This is a genomic window from Cellvibrio sp. ATLC23 (assembly GCF_057196725.1).
This window is the reverse complement of the sequence record NZ_JBXUOS010000008.1, coordinates 56164-72820: the sequence shown is the minus strand read 5'-3', so window position 1 is coordinate 72820 and position 16657 is coordinate 56164. Positions and strand designations below refer to the sequence as shown.

At 48.2% G+C, this 16657-nt stretch carries 14 protein-coding genes; 6 read left to right on the top strand and 8 right to left on the bottom strand.

Annotated elements, in window-relative coordinates:
* The first annotated feature begins 9 nt into the window (after positions 1–9).
* Positions 10–1431, top strand: a complete 1422-nt coding sequence (gene lpdA / locus AC2CG4_RS13635) for a dihydrolipoyl dehydrogenase (protein WP_484486786.1) — start codon at positions 10–12, stop codon at positions 1429–1431.
* Between the two features lie 437 nt (positions 1432–1868).
* Here lpdA and AC2CG4_RS13630 read toward each other — a convergent pair whose 3' ends face one another.
* The gene (locus AC2CG4_RS13630) at positions 1869–2129 is read right to left on the bottom strand and encodes an STAS domain-containing protein (protein WP_484486785.1); all 261 of its coding nucleotides are present in this window, start codon (positions 2127–2129) and stop codon (positions 1869–1871) included.
* 88 nt (positions 2130–2217) lie between these two features.
* On the opposite strand from AC2CG4_RS13630, the gene AC2CG4_RS13625 reads away from it, so the two are divergent.
* A complete protein-coding gene (locus tag AC2CG4_RS13625; protein WP_484486784.1) occupies positions 2218–3360 on the top strand; it encodes a helix-turn-helix domain-containing protein in 1143 nt (380 codons plus the stop codon).
* Between the two features lie 42 nt (positions 3361–3402).
* Here the strand turns inward: AC2CG4_RS13625 and AC2CG4_RS13620 are convergent, their stop codons facing one another.
* The 3 genes from AC2CG4_RS13620 to AC2CG4_RS13610 form a co-directional block, all read right to left on the bottom strand.
* A complete protein-coding gene (locus AC2CG4_RS13620; protein WP_484486783.1) occupies positions 3403–4410 on the bottom strand; it encodes a glycoside hydrolase family 16 protein in 1008 nt (335 codons plus the stop codon).
* A gap of 103 nt (positions 4411–4513) precedes the next feature.
* On the bottom strand, positions 4514–5704 hold the full coding sequence (locus AC2CG4_RS13615) for a family 16 glycosylhydrolase (protein ID WP_484486782.1): 1191 nt from the start codon (positions 5702–5704) through the stop codon (positions 4514–4516).
* Positions 5705–5796: 92 nt separating this feature from the next.
* The gene (locus AC2CG4_RS13610) at positions 5797–5946 is read right to left on the bottom strand and encodes a hypothetical protein (protein ID WP_484486781.1); all 150 of its coding nucleotides are present in this window, start codon (positions 5944–5946) and stop codon (positions 5797–5799) included.
* 127 nt (positions 5947–6073) lie between these two features.
* Between AC2CG4_RS13610 and AC2CG4_RS13605 the strand changes: the two genes are divergently transcribed.
* From AC2CG4_RS13605 to AC2CG4_RS13595, 3 genes are all read left to right on the top strand, one after another.
* Positions 6074–7222: a PA0069 family radical SAM protein gene (locus AC2CG4_RS13605; protein WP_484486780.1), complete on the top strand. Its 1149-nt coding sequence runs from the start codon at positions 6074–6076 to the stop codon at positions 7220–7222.
* A gap of 81 nt (positions 7223–7303) precedes the next feature.
* Positions 7304–8263, top strand: a complete 960-nt coding sequence (locus tag AC2CG4_RS13600; RefSeq protein WP_484486779.1) for an NAD(P)-dependent alcohol dehydrogenase — start codon at positions 7304–7306, stop codon at positions 8261–8263.
* A 432-nt stretch (positions 8264–8695) separates the two neighbouring features.
* A complete protein-coding gene (locus tag AC2CG4_RS13595; RefSeq protein WP_484486778.1) occupies positions 8696–10195 on the top strand; it encodes a pectate lyase family protein in 1500 nt (499 codons plus the stop codon).
* 61 nt (positions 10196–10256) lie between these two features.
* On the opposite strand, the gene AC2CG4_RS13590 is transcribed toward AC2CG4_RS13595, so the two are convergent.
* Genes AC2CG4_RS13590 through AC2CG4_RS13580 form a run of 3 tightly spaced genes read right to left on the bottom strand, consistent with a single transcriptional unit; the run spans position 10257 to position 14166 of the window.
* Positions 10257–10958 (bottom strand): pseudouridine synthase, encoded by a 702-nt coding sequence (locus tag AC2CG4_RS13590; protein ID WP_484486777.1) that lies wholly within the window; start codon positions 10956–10958, stop codon positions 10257–10259.
* A 7-nt stretch (positions 10959–10965) separates the two neighbouring features.
* Positions 10966–12045 (bottom strand): PepSY-associated TM helix domain-containing protein, encoded by a 1080-nt coding sequence (locus AC2CG4_RS13585; protein ID WP_484486776.1) that lies wholly within the window; start codon positions 12043–12045, stop codon positions 10966–10968.
* A gap of 18 nt (positions 12046–12063) precedes the next feature.
* Entirely contained in the window at positions 12064–14166 is a 2103-nt protein-coding gene (locus tag AC2CG4_RS13580) for a TonB-dependent receptor (protein WP_484486775.1), read from the bottom strand.
* A 313-nt stretch (positions 14167–14479) separates the two neighbouring features.
* Between AC2CG4_RS13580 and AC2CG4_RS13575 the strand changes: the two genes are divergently transcribed.
* A complete protein-coding gene (locus tag AC2CG4_RS13575; protein ID WP_484486774.1) occupies positions 14480–15859 on the top strand; it encodes an OmpP1/FadL family transporter in 1380 nt (459 codons plus the stop codon).
* Positions 15860–15940: 81 nt separating this feature from the next.
* Here AC2CG4_RS13575 and AC2CG4_RS13570 read toward each other — a convergent pair whose 3' ends face one another.
* Positions 15941–16618, bottom strand: a complete 678-nt coding sequence (locus AC2CG4_RS13570; protein WP_484486773.1) for an AbiU2 domain-containing protein — start codon at positions 16616–16618, stop codon at positions 15941–15943.
* Positions 16619–16657: the final 39 nt, after the last annotated feature.

The window sequence follows — 16657 nt, the reverse complement described above, 5'->3', positions numbered from 1 at the left end:
GCAAGCAAGATGGCAACAATCAAAACCCAAGTGGTAGTTCTCGGCAGTGGCCCCGGCGGCTATTCCGCCGCCTTTCGCGCCGCTGACCTCGGCCTTGATGTGACGTTAGTTGAGCGCTACTCCAGCCTCGGCGGCGTCTGCCTCAATGTGGGCTGCATTCCCTCCAAGGCGCTGCTACATGTGGCGGAAGTGATTAATGAATCCCACCATGCTGGCAACCTCGGTCTCAGTTTTGGCCCGGTTACCCACGACCTCGACAAGGTGCGCGGCTATAAAGACTCCGTGGTTAGCAAACTGGTTTCCGGCGTTCATGCCATGGCCAAAGCGCGTAAAGTCAACGTGGTGAAAGGCTATGGCAAGTTTGTTAGCGATCACCAACTGGCGGTGGAATCAGGTACCGAAACTACCCTGATCGACTTTGAACACGCGATTATCGCCGCCGGTTCACGCAGCGTAAAACTGCCCTTTATTCCTGAAGATCCGCGCATTTTTGATTCTACCGGCGCGCTTGAACTGCGCGATGTACCAGCGCGGTTATTGGTGATTGGCGGCGGCATTATCGGCCTGGAAATGGCAACCGTGTACGAAGCCTTGGGTAGCAAAGTCACTGTAGTTGAATTTGCCGATCAACTGGTGCCAGCCGCCGATAAAGATCTGGTCGCCGTTTACAGCAAATACAACAAAGACAAATTTGAAGTACTGCTATCCACCAAAGTGGAAGCCGTAAGCGCCAAACCCGAGGCGATCGAAGTAGCCTTTAGCGGCGCCAATGCCCCCGCCGAACCACGCCAATTCGACGCCGTATTGGTGGCAGTCGGACGGGTACCCAACGGTAAGTTGATCGATGCGGAAAAAGCCGGTGTCGAGGTGGATGAGCGCGGTTTTATCAAGGTCAATACCTTCTTACAAACCAATGTGCCGCACATTTACGCCATTGGCGATATCATCGGCCAGCCCATGCTCGCCCACAAAGCCACCCATGAAGGCCACGCGGCCGCCGAAGGTGTGGCCGGCCATCCACATGCCTTTGAGCCAATGGCAATTCCCTCCATCGCCTACACCAACCCCGAGCTCGCTTGGGTCGGCCTGACCGAAAAAGAAGCAAAACAACAGGGGCTGGATTTCAAAACCGCCGTATTCCCCTGGGCCGCCAGCGGCCGCGCTATCGCCGCCGACCGCAGCGAAGGCAAAACCAAACTTATCTATGACGCCAAAACCGATCGCCTGCTCGGCGCAGGATTAGTCGGCGTACACGCGGGTGAATTGCTCGGCGAACTGACTCTAGCGCTCGAATTTGGTGCCAGCGTAGAAGATATAGCCCTCACCATCCACGCCCACCCAACCCTGCATGAATCAGTTGGTTTGGCAGCTGAATTAGGTGCGGGAACGATTACCGATTTGCCCAATCCAAAAGCGATACTGAAAAAATAATGTAGGTATCATGAAAAACAAAAAAAGCCAGAGCAGATGATTCTGTTTGGGCTTTTTTGTTAATCCGTCGCCCGTTAAAAACCCATTTACAGATCTCCATCCTTGTCTCGTAGCGAATGTGCAGATAACACATTCGCTATTTTTCGACAGTAGCGCCGACAACCATCTCCAAATAGCGGGACAAAAAAATCGCAGCCACTTCAGCAGCAGCCGAAAGTTGTAACCAATGCCTGCCAACAATGCATTAATCTTGTCGCCATCAATACCTTTTAAGAAATTACGCCCCAAGGCATGATCTTATTTCATTTGAGCCAACACGAAATAACTTTCTTTTACCCCAATACCACAATCTACTATGGCAATCAGTGTCTTGTCAGATGGTGGATAGGGTTGAGCGACCACAAAACCTATAGCGTTTGCGTGCTGCTGAGATGTGTTCAAAAAAAATTGATGCGACTCAGATAACGACAAGCATCACTATTGTAATTAGCATCAATAGTGACATTGATTTCACGCGCTTTCCAACTGGTGATTAAGCCAAGCAACAAGGCGACTGAACCAATTTCAATAAAACGTAACCGATGAAAATCAATTACAATCTGATTTACAGATTCAGATATCCAGCATTGCCTCATAAGAAGCTCTATTCCAGAACCGCCTTCGTATTGGTGACTCAGCGTAATTTTTTGTTGATCCATCGTTGTATTCCGTTAATTTGTATTTTTTTGATTAAAGCATAGTGAAAGACCTAAAGAAAATTTTACAGAGATAATTCAGTAAAAAATTATGAAAACACCCATCTTCAATATTCACGATTTAATCCTTGTGCTTACCCTCGCCGTTTGTGTCCTGCTGGTGATTTTTCAGTGGGTGCTGTCCAAACAAAAAGCGATTGCCTCGCAATTGTTGTCGGGATTTTTTGTTTGTGTAGGGGCGAGTTCGCTGGGTAATTTGTTGTTATGGAATAACTATATTGGCTTGCACAGTGATGTGGCGAAAATGACATTGTCACTAAGTTTGGTGGCGGCGGTTGTGGGTAAAAGTGTTTGCCTGTATTTGTATGTTGTGGCGATTACACGGGCGAATTTTTCACTGCGTGCAAAAGACGGATTGCATCTTCTAAATTTATTGGCCGTTATTGGTTGGGTGCTCTGGGGCGATTTGGATAGTGACCGGTTGCGCTTTCAATCTGCGACCCATACTGAAAACTCAGTAATGCTCACCAATTATCTATGGCACTACTTGAAGTTTGTACCGGTAATTTATGCGTTTGCGGCAGCGTTAGAAATCTATCGTTATAAACAACAATTAAAACAATTTTATTCGAGTTTGAGTTTGCAGGGGCCTTATTGGTTATTATTGCTGACGCTGGGTTTTGCACTCAATTGGTTGTGGTCTCTGGTTGTACATCTACTTGGGCAGTCGGTAAGTTTTGCGGTTGCCGATGGCTTTGGTATTTTTGATAATTACATTACGTTTCTATTGGTTAACGCGCTCTTCATCTACAGCTTGTTGTATGCCCATCAGCTACTGGAAACTAAAGCTAAATCGAAAGAAAAAGAAGTCTTTGTCACGGCTGAAGTATCGCCCGATGTAATTGCGCGTATCCGTAACACTATGGAAAAGCAGCAGTTGTATTTAACCCAGAATTTGAATATTGAAGATTTTGCGCGGCAGGTGGGGATTCACTATCGCGAAGTGTCGAGCATTATTAACAAAGAATTTAATACGAATTTTTTTGAATTTGTAAATGAGTATCGGGTCAATCGCGCCAAGCAAATGCTGCTTGACCCGCAGTATGCACAGATGACAATTCTGGATATTTTGCTGGAGTCTGGCTTTAACAGTAAGTCGTCATTCCACCGTTTTTTTAAGCGCTATACGGGGATGTCGGCGGCGGAGTTTAGAAAGACGAACCCCTCCCCCTAGCCCCCCTTGATAAGGGGGGGATGGGGGGGTAATTTCAGCAGATTATTTAACGCTGCGACCTGCAACGGCCAATCCACCTAATAATACTAACCACACAAAATTCATTGCACCGCCACCACCTGAACCACCGCTTGCCACTTTGGATGTTGCGGTTGATGAAGTCGCTACTGCAGCAGAACTTGCCGCTTCGCTCGCTGCAATACTGCTCGCCGCAACTGAACTTGCTGCAGAACTTGAAACGGTTATTGAACTTGCGCTTGAGCTACTGGTGGGTTCATCGGTAGGAGGTGTACCGCTAAAACCGGTGGCGTTTTCTTTGGTGAGCGCAAGCACCAAAATGCCGTTTTTTACCACTACATTTTCCGGTGCAAAATCCACGCGGTTCATGTCAAAGGTCCAATTGGCTTTGCCCCAGCGCGCGCTATCAAAACTGTTGAAATCATCGCGCCAACCGCCTTCAAATGTTTTGGTGGTGGCGTTGTAAGGTTTGTATTCGATGTAATTTATAAATTGATAAACCGGCAGTACAGCATCATCCCATGCACCTACCCACGGCACTGACTCATGGGACCAAAGATTAAAACGCAAACTTTGTGGATTAGTGAGGCTAGTGACTGTGCTGGTGCCAGTAATGCGGCGCACTTCTACGCCGTCCAAATACCAGGCGACATAATCCGGCGTCCATTCCAATACATAAGTGTGATACGCGTCGGCGAGTGATGTATTGGCGGTATGAACCTGTTCCGTGTGAATAGTGGGGCGCGAGCTGCCGAGAATAATATTGCTCTGCCATTGTGTTGCATTATTTTTACCGAATACTTCTATATCGATTTCTTCCCAAAACGTATTGCCCACTTCGGAACCATTTTTGTAAGTGAAAAAAGTGGATAACACTCCGCTGGCCTTGGCGACGCGCATGCGCATTTCATAGCGGCCGTATAAGTAGCTATCGCTGGAATAAATTTCTGCGCCTTTGTAAGGCTTGGCAATAGCAAGATGGCTCAGCAATCCCATACTGATCGCTAACAACATACCTAAAATTCGACGCATCAGATTTACCTCATTTACAAAAAACATTGTTAAAAAACAGCAGCAAAAAATAAAAACGGGGGTGCAGGCATTGGGCCCGCAACCCCCAAAGGCTGAAACCCTATTAGATTTTAGTCAGCTTAAGCCAATCAATATTAAAGCCGCCGCTGTTGGCATAAATCGCCAAACTCTGCACCCCGGCGTTCAGATAAATATTGTGGCTGATCGTTTGGTAGTTACCCCAGCCGCCGGTATTGGGTACGCTGATAGTGCCCAGACCTACGCCGTTGCGATCCAAGGTGAACTGCGCGGTGGTAAGCGCCGAGGCAACGCGATACTCCACTTTGTAAGTGCCCGTTTGCGGGATATTCACATTGTTATATTTGAACCACTCCCCGGCATCGATATAACCCACGGTGCCGCCGGAGACAGTCACGTTGCCGCCTACTTCGTTAAAACTTTCGGCCTGAATGGTGATAGATGCGGCGGGCGCACTGCTACTGTTGCCACCGCTGGTACCGCCATCGACGGGTGGTGTACCGCTATAACCGGTTTGACCTTCGCGGGTAAGCGCCAGCACCAGAGTGCCGTTTTTTACCACTACATTATTCGGATCAAAGTCGGCGAGGTTTTCGCCAAAAGTCCAATTGGCTTTGCTCCAGCGGTTGGTATCAAAACTGTTGAAATCATCGCGCCAGCCAGTGCCGAAACTATTGGTTGCGGCGACATAAGGCTTGTACTCAATGTAGTTCACAAATTGGTATACCGGCAGGATGTTGTCATTCCAGGGGCCGACCCACTCGGCGATATTCGCCGCCCAGAGGTTAAAACGCAGATCTTGCGCACTGGTCAGGCTGGTGACAAATTGCCCCCCGGTAATCCGGCGCGTCTGGGTGCCATCCACATACCAAGCGATGTAATTTGGGGTCCATTCCAGCACATAGGTGTGGTAGCCATCGCCCATAGAAAATGGCGTTGTGTGCACACCTTCGGTTTTGGTGGTGGGGCGATTGGTACCGATAATCACATTACTCTGCCATTGAGTGGCGTTGTTTTTGCCAAAAATCTCTATGTCGATCTCCTCCCAAAAAGTGCCCGGTTGCTCGGAGCCATTTTTGTAAGTGAAGAAAGTGGATAACACCCCGCTACCTTTGGCGACCCGCATACGGATTTCATAGCGGCCATATTTATAGGTTTGTTTGGAGTAGATTTCTGCGGCCTTATAAGGCTTGGCAGTGGCGGGGCTGGTGGCGGTAAAACCGACCAGAGCGGCGAGCGCAAAGAGCACGCCGGTACAGCGATTGAGCTTAAACATAGCGAATACCTTTATCGTTATTAGAGGCAATTAAAAACGCTTTATGTCTGAAGTAGACGTTTAGGGTGCGGCGACTACGGCCTGCCACAAAACTATATTCCGCCAATTGCCAAATCCGGTCGCACCAGTTTGCGCAGCAAACCTGAAGTGGTGCGCAGCAAACCTGAAATGGTGCGCAACAAACCTGAAATGGTGCGCAACAAACCTGAAATGGTACTCAGTAAACCTAAAATGGTACGCACGCAGCACAAACTGATGTTTCCAGATGCCTTATCTGGCGCGCTCGCCCCGAGCGAAATAGCAGTTGCGCATCTGTTGGATCAAGCCCAAAATACTGTTTTTATATACAGCATTTAAGGGTGCGAGACTATGACCATTGATGATGACTTTATCGACCCCGCCCCCTGGATCAATGCCGTACCCCAAGCACACAAAGGGCGCGGAGCGATCAGTAATATCGCCGGTCGCTACGAAACCCAGCTTATTGAAACTGTGGACGATGGTTGGACTCCTTTTGTCGATGACACCGACATCAACCCGGCATTAAAAACTCACATTACCCCCGAGCTGGCCAAAACAATACTCAGCCGCAACCAATCGCCAGACTTGCCGTTTAGCGTGTCGCTCAACCCTTATCGCGGCTGCGAACACGGCTGTATTTACTGTTTTGCCCGTCCTACCCACTCTTATTTGGGGTTATCGCCCGGGTTGGATTTTGAAACCCGGCTTTACGCCAAAACCAACGCAGCGGAATTATTGCGCCGCGAGCTGGCGCATAAAAGCTACCAGCCCAGCCCTATCGCTTTTGGTATGAATACCGATGCCTATCAACCCTGCGAGCGCGACTTGAACATCACCCGCCAGTGTTTGGCAGTGCTGCACGAGTGCGACCATCCGCTCGGCATGATTACCAAGTCGGCCTTAATCGAGCGGGACATAGATTTGTTACGAGACATGACCGCGAAAAATCTGGTCACTGTGGCGATCACCATTACCACCCTCGATCACAGTATTGCGCGGACGCTGGAGCCGCGCGCCGCATCGCCTACCCGCCGTTTACAGACGATTGAAAAACTCGCGCAGGCGGGTATTCCAGTGCTGGTGAGTGTGGCGCCAGTGATTCCGTTTGTGACGGAACAGGAGTTGGAAAATGTGATGCGCGCCGCCGCCGATGCCGGTGCAACCGCTGCGGGTTACACAGTATTGCGTCTACCCTGGGAGGTGAATCCGCTATTTCAACAGTGGCTGCAGACCCATTTCCCCGAGCGCGCCGAGCGGGTGATGAACCGTATCCGCGATATGCGTGGCGGCAAAGATTACGATGCTAACTTCGCCACCCGCATGCGCGGTGAAGGCCTCTGGGCCGATATGATCCGCCAGCGTTTTGCGAAAGGGTTGAAGCGATATGGTCTGGGGAAAAGCGGCCGCTTTGCCCAGTTGGATTGCAGTTTATTCCGCAAGCCCCTGAGCATCCCGGTGGCCGAACGAACCGATGGTCAGTTGGATATTTTTGGCTAATCCTCGCCTACAGTTCATAACATCTTGCCTCAGCAGTGCCCTCTATACTTGCAGTTCACTTCTGCTGGGAGTAAGTATTCGATGAAAGCTGCTGTTTACACCCGTTATGGCGCTCCGAATGTGGTGCAGGTTGTAGAGCATCCACAGCCAGTGCCCAAAGCCCATCAACTGCTGGTGAAAGTGCACGCCAGTTGCCTTAATTCCGCTGATGTACGTTTGCGCAGCCTGCGCATGCCGCTTGGGTTCGGCCTACTCTCGCGCTTGATTTTTGGGATCAATACCCCTCGTCGCCCCATTCTGGGGGTGGATCTGGCAGGTACTGTGGTTGCTGTGGGGGATGCTGTTACTCGCTTCAAGCCAGGGGACGCGATTATCGCGCTCACGGGTATCGCCATGGGTGCTCATGCGCAATATGTCTGCCTTAATGAGGGTGGCGCCATCGCCCATAAACCAGCGCGGCTAGACTTTCATCAGGCAGCGGCTCTGGTGTTTGGCGGCACTACCGCGTTGGATTTTTTGCGCCGTGGCAAGTTAATGGCAGGTGAGACCATCCTCATAAATGGCGCGGGCGGTGCTGTGGGCTGCGCCGCGTTACAGCTCGCTAGTCATTACGGCGCCCACATCACGGCTGTGTGTAGTGCGGACAAGCGCGATTTGGTTGTCTCTTTAGGTGCTCAGGAGGTGGTGAATTATCGGCAAACGGATTTTACCCGCAGCGGCCAGCGTTATGATCTGATTATGGATGTCTACGGCAATGCCCCCTGGGCGAAGTCCCACAACGCTTTAGCGCCCGGCGGACGCCTGCTTGCGGTCTGCGCCACACTGCCGCAAATGCTTCAGGCGCTATGGCTCGGAGACCGGTTGATTGCAGGCCCCTGTGCCGAGCGAGCGGAGGATTTGGCGGAGTTAGCCCGCTTGGCTGATGCAGGAATTCTGGTGCCGGTGATTGATCGCAGCTACCCGCTGGCGCAGATAGCAGAAGCGCATGAATATGTGGATCGTGGCCATAAGCAGGGCAGCCTAGTTATCGACTGTAGTTGATTCCTTTTAATTTACGGTCTTCCTTAACTTGAATTTTTTGTAAGTGATGTTGGTTTTTGTGTATAAAAATACTATTTCAGAAAGCCTATAAAAAGAACACAAATGCGGGGTAGTTGTTCATTTCCCTGAATAAAGCCTAAGCCGATGACGCATTGGCCGCTTGTGTGTTTGATCATACAAATGTGAGAATTCTCTCCTGACCTGGTTTCATTCCGGTGTTAGCTCGGCTGGTATGTGTTCAGATTGGGGGTGATGTAACGCTAATCTGGTGCAGTCCTTCTAGCAATATAAAAATAAATGTGCGTTATCGGACAATGTTTTACCCCCCTTGTTTCCTACCTGGGGCCGGTCAATCCATCACACTAATAATTTAATAATTTTGATGAGATTGTCGCTATGTTTACTACAAACTCAACTTGCGCTCGGAAATCCGTGCGTTTTTCTCCTGCAATGTTGGCTGCAGCAGTGGCCATGTGTGCGAGCAGCTCAGTATTTGCTGCTACAACAGGTGGTTTTGCAACAACTGACGGTGGCAATGTCAGCGGTGCAAAATCCTTTACTGCGTCAACCTACGAGCAAATCAACACCATCATCGCCAACGCCAGGCTCGATGCCAACGGCAACAAAGTGACTGGCGGTGCTTATCCGCTCATCATTACCTACACCGGTAACGAAGATTCATTAATCAACCAGATCGTTAAAGATCACACAGCTGATTCATCGGGCAATTGCCCTAAAGCGCACTGGAACGATGCCTACCGCGAAGTGCAAATCAAAGAGTTCACCAAGGGTATTACTATCACTGGTGCCAATGGTTCATCGGCAAACTTTGGTATTACACTGATCAAAAGCAGCAACGTTATTATTCGCAATATGAAAATAGGCGCGCTCGGTGGTGCCAATAACGATGCAGACATGCTGCGCATCGATAACACCTCAAACGTATGGATTGATCACAACGAATTGTTTGCGGTGAATAATGAATGTAATGGTTCACCCGATGGCGACCTGACTTTTGAAAGTGCGCTGGATATTAAAAAAGATTCAAAAAACATCACGGTTTCGTACAACTATATCCACGACAGCAAAAAAGTGGGCTTAGATGGTCATACCTCCGTTGATTTCCAACGCAATATTACTTTCCATCACAACATCTACAAAAACGTTAATGCGCGTTTGCCATTGCAGCGCGGTGGTTGGACGCATATGTACAACAATCACTACAACGGCATTACTGGTTCCGGTATCAATGTGCGTCAGGGTGGATATGCGCTGATCGAAAACAACTATTTTGAAAATGCACTTAACCCGGTAACTTGCCGTTACGACAGCAGCAATTGCGGTTTCTGGGATTTGCGCAACAACAACATCAAAACTCCGGGCGATTTTGCTACCTATAACATTACCTGGTCTAGCGGTGGCACCATCGATGCGACCAATTGGACAACCACGGCTCCTTTCCCAATCAGCCTGCCCTACAGCTATTCACCCGTGTCTGCTGACTGTGTAAAAAGCAAATTGGCCAGCTATGCAGGTGTAGGTAAAAACAATGCGCAGTTAACCGCTTCTGCCTGTGGTGCAGCGAGCAGTTCAGTCGCAGTTTCTTCTGCAAGCAAGTCATCGAGTTCTGTTGCTGTTTCATCAAGCAAATCATCCAGCTCAGTGGCTGTTGTGTCGTCGAGTAAATCATCAAGTTCGGCTAGCGGTGCACCGGTATTGAGTGGTACTGGCGACTACCCAACTGGTTTTTCCAAATGCGCTGATCTCGGCGGCACCTGTTCCGTTGATTCGGGTGATGGCTGGGTCGCCTTCGGTCGCAAAGGCAGCTGGGTTACCAAAAAAGTATCAGTCGGTGGTTCAATCGCCTGTACTGTTGCAGCATTCGGTTCTGATCCGCAAGGCAACCCAAACAAGTGCTCTTATAAAAAATAACGGCATTTTTCTGTGATACAAAACCCGGCATTTATGTCGGGTTTTTTTATAGGTAGAAAAATCAAAAGGGGCAGGGACTTGTTGTGCAGATTCTTTCACCCGTTATCGGATGCGTAAATTCAATCGTCGTAGCATGTAACAATAAACGCGGTGCCATTGCCTGGGATTCATTATTTTTATACAAATCGCAACCTAAAATTGGGTGGCCAAATTCGCGGCTGTGAATGCGCAATTGATGTGTGCGGCCAGAAATGGGCGTAAACAAAACTCGCGTGCGTGGGGGTGATGGACTCCGCTCGACCACCGTGTATCGCGTCAGTGCATGTTTCCCCGTTACAAAACAAATTTTTTGCAACGGAAAATTCGGCGGGTCTTTGGCGATGGGAAATTCAATAACACCGCTGTCTTGTACCACACAGCCGTGCAAAATAGCGCTGTAAGTTTTAGTAATAGTGCCTGCCTGAAATTGTTTGGTTAGCTCTGCATTCACCTGTTTATTCAGTACCACCAGCATAATCCCCGATGTAGCGAAATCGAGCCTATGAACCAGTGTCGCCGTAGGAAAATCCTGCACCAAACGAAAATGCACCGAATCTTTATTGAGTGGATTTTTGCCCGATAAACTTAACAAGCCGCTGGGTTTGTCGATCAATAAAATATGCTCGTCCTGAAATATAATGTGTATATCATCGGTGCACACAGGGGCGATAAAATCGTCGGGTTTGGTGTTTGCGATTTCGGTTACGTTTGTAAATGTGGTCATATGAGTATCACTGCAATGCGCGCCGCAGATAACTCCAACCGCCGGTAAGGCTTAACCAAAAGAGCGCAATGCCACCGCAGAGGATGAAAAAACGGTAAACCGGATTCATACCATAACCGGAATGCAGTGGATAATTTTGATTAATGAGTTGATGTTGCCAAGGCGCCTGATCGGAGCGGACACTGAGATTTAAATCGCCAGTGATGAAATCTATTTTTACCGATGTGCGCCCGTTGCTATGCCACTCACCGGGCAAACGAAAGCGAAAATTGGCAGCAGGATTAGCAGGCGTGGCCAAGCGAATATAGGTTGGCCAGGCATCGGGAAATTGTTGCTGAGCCCGCAATAATAATTGTGCGGGTGTGGCATTAATCGGCGTAGCAAGCGCGTTGGAAAGTTGTGTAGTTGGCAGCGCAGTAAGAATCGGCCCAGTTAATTTTTGCCACAGCATAATGCTGCCGGTTAATAAAATAATCAGCAGTATCGGCGTGGTTAAAGTTCCCGCGTGACGATGATAATGCATCAAGTAGGATAATTTTATTCTGCGCGGCACTACCCAGTGCCAGCGAAAACTGCGTTTGGTCGGCCACCATAAAATCACGCCAGTAATGCAAAGCGCTAAACCCAATACTCCGCTGAACAATAAAATCGCTTCACCGAAAACACCAGTAAATAATTCGGTGTGCAATTCTCTAAAAAATGACAGTACCTGCAATAGCCCCAAATTGTGTTGATAAGGCTCTAGCGAATCCAGAGCTAATAATTGCACCTGACGATCCGCATCGCGTGTGAGCGTCCAATAAGGTTCGTCGGGATTAGGCGCTTTAATTAAATAACCGCTCGCATCCGTTTCAATGCGCTGCGCAATCTGATCAAGTTGCGCAGCCATCTGCGCAATTTTATAGTCATCAGAAAATTGCGCATGGGGGGTAATGATAAGTTTAATCAGCGCTTGCTTATAAACTAGCAGGCTGCCGCTCAACGCCGCCACCAATAAAAAAACAAGTGCGACTAACCCGCACCACCTGTGCCAGCTGAGCAGCAGGTTAGCGCGGGGTGGGTGACGGCGTTTTTTGGTGTTTGGCATAAATCGTAGGTGCGCTGCTTAAAAGCGGCGATTGTAACCCAGATTAAAGCTGCGCCCCATGCCGGTGAAATTGCGGATATCGTTCGGGCTGCTCTGCGAGTAGTAAGTGAAATAATATTCGTCGGTGATGTTTTGCACCGCGAAACTTATGGTGCCATCAAACGCGGCTAGAGTCGCACTCAAATCAAAAGTGGTGTAACCGTTGAAACGATTGGTAATTGCGCCGCTGCTGTTTTTCACTTCGCGATCAAACAAATAATTCGCTTGCAGGCGTGTATCCAACGTATTTGACCAAGTGCGATCCCAGCTCAAATTAATACGGTCGGGTGAAATATTGGTGCCGCCCAAATCTGAATCGACGCGACCATCTTTATTGGAATCGTAACGGCCAGTAGCCTCGGCGTAACGCAGGCCGAATAAATCCACATCGGTCGCTGCCCATGAACTGCTGAATTCGATTCCATCAATCTCGGTTTTTTCGCGTTGTACGCTGTAAATACCATCGGCATTGCGTTGCAAACGCTCGCCAAAATCGGAAGCGGATGTGTAGTAACTTAACTGCGCAGTGACATCACTGGTTTTAAATTCCACACCAAACTCAGTGCTCTCGGTGAGGATGGGCGTTACATCCAAAAAGCTATCCACGCTTTGGTTGGGTTGGTTGATGCCGCGCAATACGCGCCCTACATCGGGCATAGAAAAGGCTTCGGCGTAATTGGCAAATACTCGCCAAGCGCTGGTGATTTGATAGGTGCCGCCGTAGTTGTACAGAGTTTCAGAAAACTCCGGCGAACCGCCTTCAACAAAGCGGCTGCCATACGAGGCCAGCGTGGTGAAGTCATCTACGTTGAGTTTGGATTTTTCGTAGCGCACACCGGTGGTCAGGGTGAGTTTATCGATGCCGGTAAATTCGGCTTGCATATAAGGAGCAGTATTTTGGTATTCACTGGGCGGAACCCAGGCGCGACCGGTCTGGATTAATTCTTGCCAGGTTTCGTCTTGAATCAAATCGATTCCGTAAACCAGATTGACGGGCAAATTACCCAGCTGATTTTTTACCAGTGTAATTTTTGCGCCGAGCTTTTCAGAATTGTTTTGCGATTGATCGATCAGGTTGGGGCCGTAGGCGGGATCTTGAAAGGTCGCAAGTGGCACAGCTTCAGCGCCGTAAGTGCCCGCAAAATCCTGGCTGAAACCCTGCACGCGCAATTTGTGGCCGAGGAAATCGTCATTGGTATAGTTGAGGCTGATTGCGGTGACTTTGTTGCTCGCGCCCTCGCCAGTAATATCGCCTTTCACTGCACTGCTCGGAATGCCTTCCGAGGCATCGCCGCGCACCGATACCCAATTGTTTTTGTTTTCAACTTCGTAACGGTTAACCATTAACTCGATGCGCTGATCATCCCAGTCATAACCGGTTTTCACAAAACCATTCCAGGATTGTGAATCCATCGTATCGCCCTGAGTATTGTCGGCACCGATGATTTGGCCTTTGCCATCGTAGGCGACGCCGCTATCGCGCAAGCTGATACTGGCGATCACATCAGCATTGCCAATGCGATTAGAAAGGCTGTAGGTCAGCCCGTAATCCGCGCTCTCGCCCACGTCTTCCGTTTGGAAACCGGTAGACAACCTAAGGCTCTGCTCCAGTTTGGCCGCCGGTTTTTTGGTGATCAGGTTAATAACCCCACCCGACGCCCCCAAACCGTGAATCGCATTGGCACCGTGCAATACTTCTACCCGCTCCAATACGGCCGGGTCGATGGTATTGCCTTCGCGCCCGCCGTCGCGCAGCGGGTTGGATTGCGGCACACCATCGATCATATACAGCGGCTTGCGCCCGCGCAGCGTCTCACCGGCATTGGTCATCTTCTGGCGACTGGGGGAAAAACCGGGAATCAAATTACCCAGCACCGTAGACAAATCGTCCTGAATCGACAGCTGCTGCTCCAGCTCGGCGGTATTAATTACCGTCACCGTATTGGGAATCGTACTCAGCGGACGCTCGGTCCGGCTGGCGCTGACATAAACTTCTTCAACGGGGTTTGCAGCAAATCCAAAGCTTGGCAAGAGAGCGCTGCAGGTCAATAGCAGACTGGCGGGGCGAGTAAAGCAATACATGGACTATTCCTATAGCGGAGGTATTTGAATGCGATGCGGTGGTGGATATGATAAGTTGCGAATAGTAGCAATAATGAGAAGCGTTATCAATGGCGTCTGAATCGTCACCTTAAAGGGGTGAGAATGAGAGCGGTTGTGATTAGGGGGCGCGCAAAGTTGGGCTGAGGGTGAATGGGTGGCTAGTTTTGCTCTATGTTTGCAGCATCCTGCCTGATTTCCTCACAATTTTGGGTTTTAGCGTACATACCCTATCTTTATCCCACCCTAAAATCTGAAAATAATCGAAAACCAGCGTAAATTAAGGAGGGGATTTATGGCCAGTAATAAAAAATTAATAAAGTCGCTTGTCGCTCGCCTTGTCCGATCGTCGGGCAAATTCATATGGTCTGCTGCATTATTTGGTTCCATTTCTCTACTGTCTGCAAATACATTTGCCTCTTCGTTTTTTATACTTGAACAAAGTCCTGCGCATCTTGGTAAAGCATTTTCCGGTACTGCTTCAGAAGTGGTTGACGCGAGTAATGTTTTTTTCAATCCGGCGAGCATTATCGAATTAGATAATCCGACGCTGACATTAGGTGGAAATAGTATTTTCACTCAAGCTACGTTCAACAATAAAAATTCCAATACCAATGGTGTCGCCGGTAAAACTGATGAGATTGGTTACATACCTAATATTTATTATGTGCATCCAGTTTCTGAGCGTCTTTCATTGGGTTTTGGTGTCAATGCGCCTTTTGGTTTAGCCAGTAAATATGATGATGAATGGAGTGGCCGGTATTTAGCGACACACAGTGAATTGCAGGTGGTAAATATCAACGCGGTGGCTGCCTATGCACTTACCGATACTTTGTCGTTGGGATTGGGCATTAATTATCAGCGCGCTGAAGTCACACTTGAAAGCCAATTCGATTCAACCCTCGGCGTCAATCCATCGCCTGCTACGGATAGCAGTGCGAAAATTACCGGCGACGATGATAGTTTTGCGGCAGATGTTAGTGTCTATTATGCGCCCACAAATCAAACCCATTTTGGTTTGGTTTGGCGGCAAGGGGGCGAATTTGATTTAACCGGTGATGCAACATTTTCCTTGAATTCATTGTGTAGTCCCGGCGCAGGTCTTCCTACCGGCGCTCCATCCGCACCAACTACCGGCACAGTTTGCGCTGCATCCTTAGATGCAGTGGCCGGTGATGCACAAGCACATTTGCATCTGCCGGATACAGTTACGCTGAGTGGTTCCCATCAATTAAATGATGCGTGGTGGATTCATGGTGATATCGCATGGACCGAATGGAGCAATATTCAAAATGTTGATGTGATCAACCGCAATAATAATCTTACGATCAACACCTTGGAACTGCAGTACGATGACACCATGCGTTATGCCCTTGGTTTTACGCATCAATCAAATTTGCCATGGACATGGCGTTTCGGCATTGCAATAGATGAAGCACCGCAGAAAGATCCGATGCTAACCAACCCGCGCATTCCCGATCAGGATCGCATCTGGTTTAGTGCCGGTTTCAATTATGAGTTTTCACCCAATACATCAATTGACCTTGCCTACAGTCACATCAAAGTAGATGAAGCAACTATCAATAATATTGATGCACAAACCGGACATCGAGTTGAAGGAAGTTTTGATGCAGATGTGAATATCGTCGGCGTACAAGCAAACTTTAGATTTTAATTTATTGTTTTCATGTTTGTAATTTCACCAGCAACCTACAGAGTGCATCGTAGGTTGCTGGTGAGGAATGAACCGCAACACCTAGGTTTTTCTTGCCTCATTTGCGATTTTTAATTTTCTCGTAAATGATGAACCATCTTTTTCATATGGAAGAACAATGTTGATATCAGTCTGAGTTTGAGGATCACCAATAGCATCAAAAATTTCTTGGACTAACTCAATAATATGCTCTATATCATCGCTTCCGAAATTGAGTTCTAAGGGGCTATCTCCCATTAATGTGCTCAAATCATTATGTGCCAAAACTTTATTCCGCCACATCATAATACCTGTTTCTGTATATATCTTTCGAAGCGCTACTAATTTTTCAATTAACTCATTACATTGGCTTTGATTAATTATCTGTTCAAGGGATAGGTTTCTATTTCTACGTTCAACTTTACCTTTACCTGTTTCAGCAGGGTCTAATAAGCAAGCGATGCCCAAGCATATTTTTTCCACATAAGCTTTTTGGATACGTGAAAATATTAAAGAGTTAAATTCGTTCAAAATTACTGCCGATTCAGTGTTAGTAAAAAGGTCTTTATAAATCGTAAGGTCCAAGCAGAGATTGGTGAAGTAGTTTTTCAATACATCGAGTTGGGTTCGGTCTATTTTTGTTCGATCAAATTCAACTCTATGTGGTTTAGGTAGTCCATATTCCGCACAAAAATCATCATAAGATGCATATGTATTTACCTTGACGTCATCTCGATTCATTTCTAACCCACATAAATAATAAGTTATTAGAGAGCGATT

Coding starts and splice junctions, on each gene's coding strand:
- AC2CG4_RS13570 (WP_484486773.1), bottom strand. CDS start 16,618: ATGAATCGAGATGACGTCAAGGTAAATACATATGCATCTTATGATGAT.
- lpdA (WP_484486786.1), top strand. CDS start 10: ATGGCAACAATCAAAACCCAAGTGGTAGTTCTCGGCAGTGGCCCCGGC.
- AC2CG4_RS13600 (WP_484486779.1), top strand. CDS start 7,304: ATGAAAGCTGCTGTTTACACCCGTTATGGCGCTCCGAATGTGGTGCAG.
- AC2CG4_RS13605 (WP_484486780.1), top strand. CDS start 6,074: ATGACCATTGATGATGACTTTATCGACCCCGCCCCCTGGATCAATGCC.
- AC2CG4_RS13630 (WP_484486785.1), bottom strand. CDS start 2,129: ATGGATCAACAAAAAATTACGCTGAGTCACCAATACGAAGGCGGTTCT.
- AC2CG4_RS13620 (WP_484486783.1), bottom strand. CDS start 4,410: ATGCGTCGAATTTTAGGTATGTTGTTAGCGATCAGTATGGGATTGCTG.
- AC2CG4_RS13590 (WP_484486777.1), bottom strand. CDS start 10,958: ATGACCACATTTACAAACGTAACCGAAATCGCAAACACCAAACCCGAC.
- AC2CG4_RS13615 (WP_484486782.1), bottom strand. CDS start 5,704: ATGTTTAAGCTCAATCGCTGTACCGGCGTGCTCTTTGCGCTCGCCGCT.
- AC2CG4_RS13575 (WP_484486774.1), top strand. CDS start 14,480: ATGGCCAGTAATAAAAAATTAATAAAGTCGCTTGTCGCTCGCCTTGTC.
- AC2CG4_RS13625 (WP_484486784.1), top strand. CDS start 2,218: ATGAAAACACCCATCTTCAATATTCACGATTTAATCCTTGTGCTTACC.
- AC2CG4_RS13585 (WP_484486776.1), bottom strand. CDS start 12,045: ATGCCAAACACCAAAAAACGCCGTCACCCACCCCGCGCTAACCTGCTG.
- AC2CG4_RS13580 (WP_484486775.1), bottom strand. CDS start 14,166: ATGTATTGCTTTACTCGCCCCGCCAGTCTGCTATTGACCTGCAGCGCT.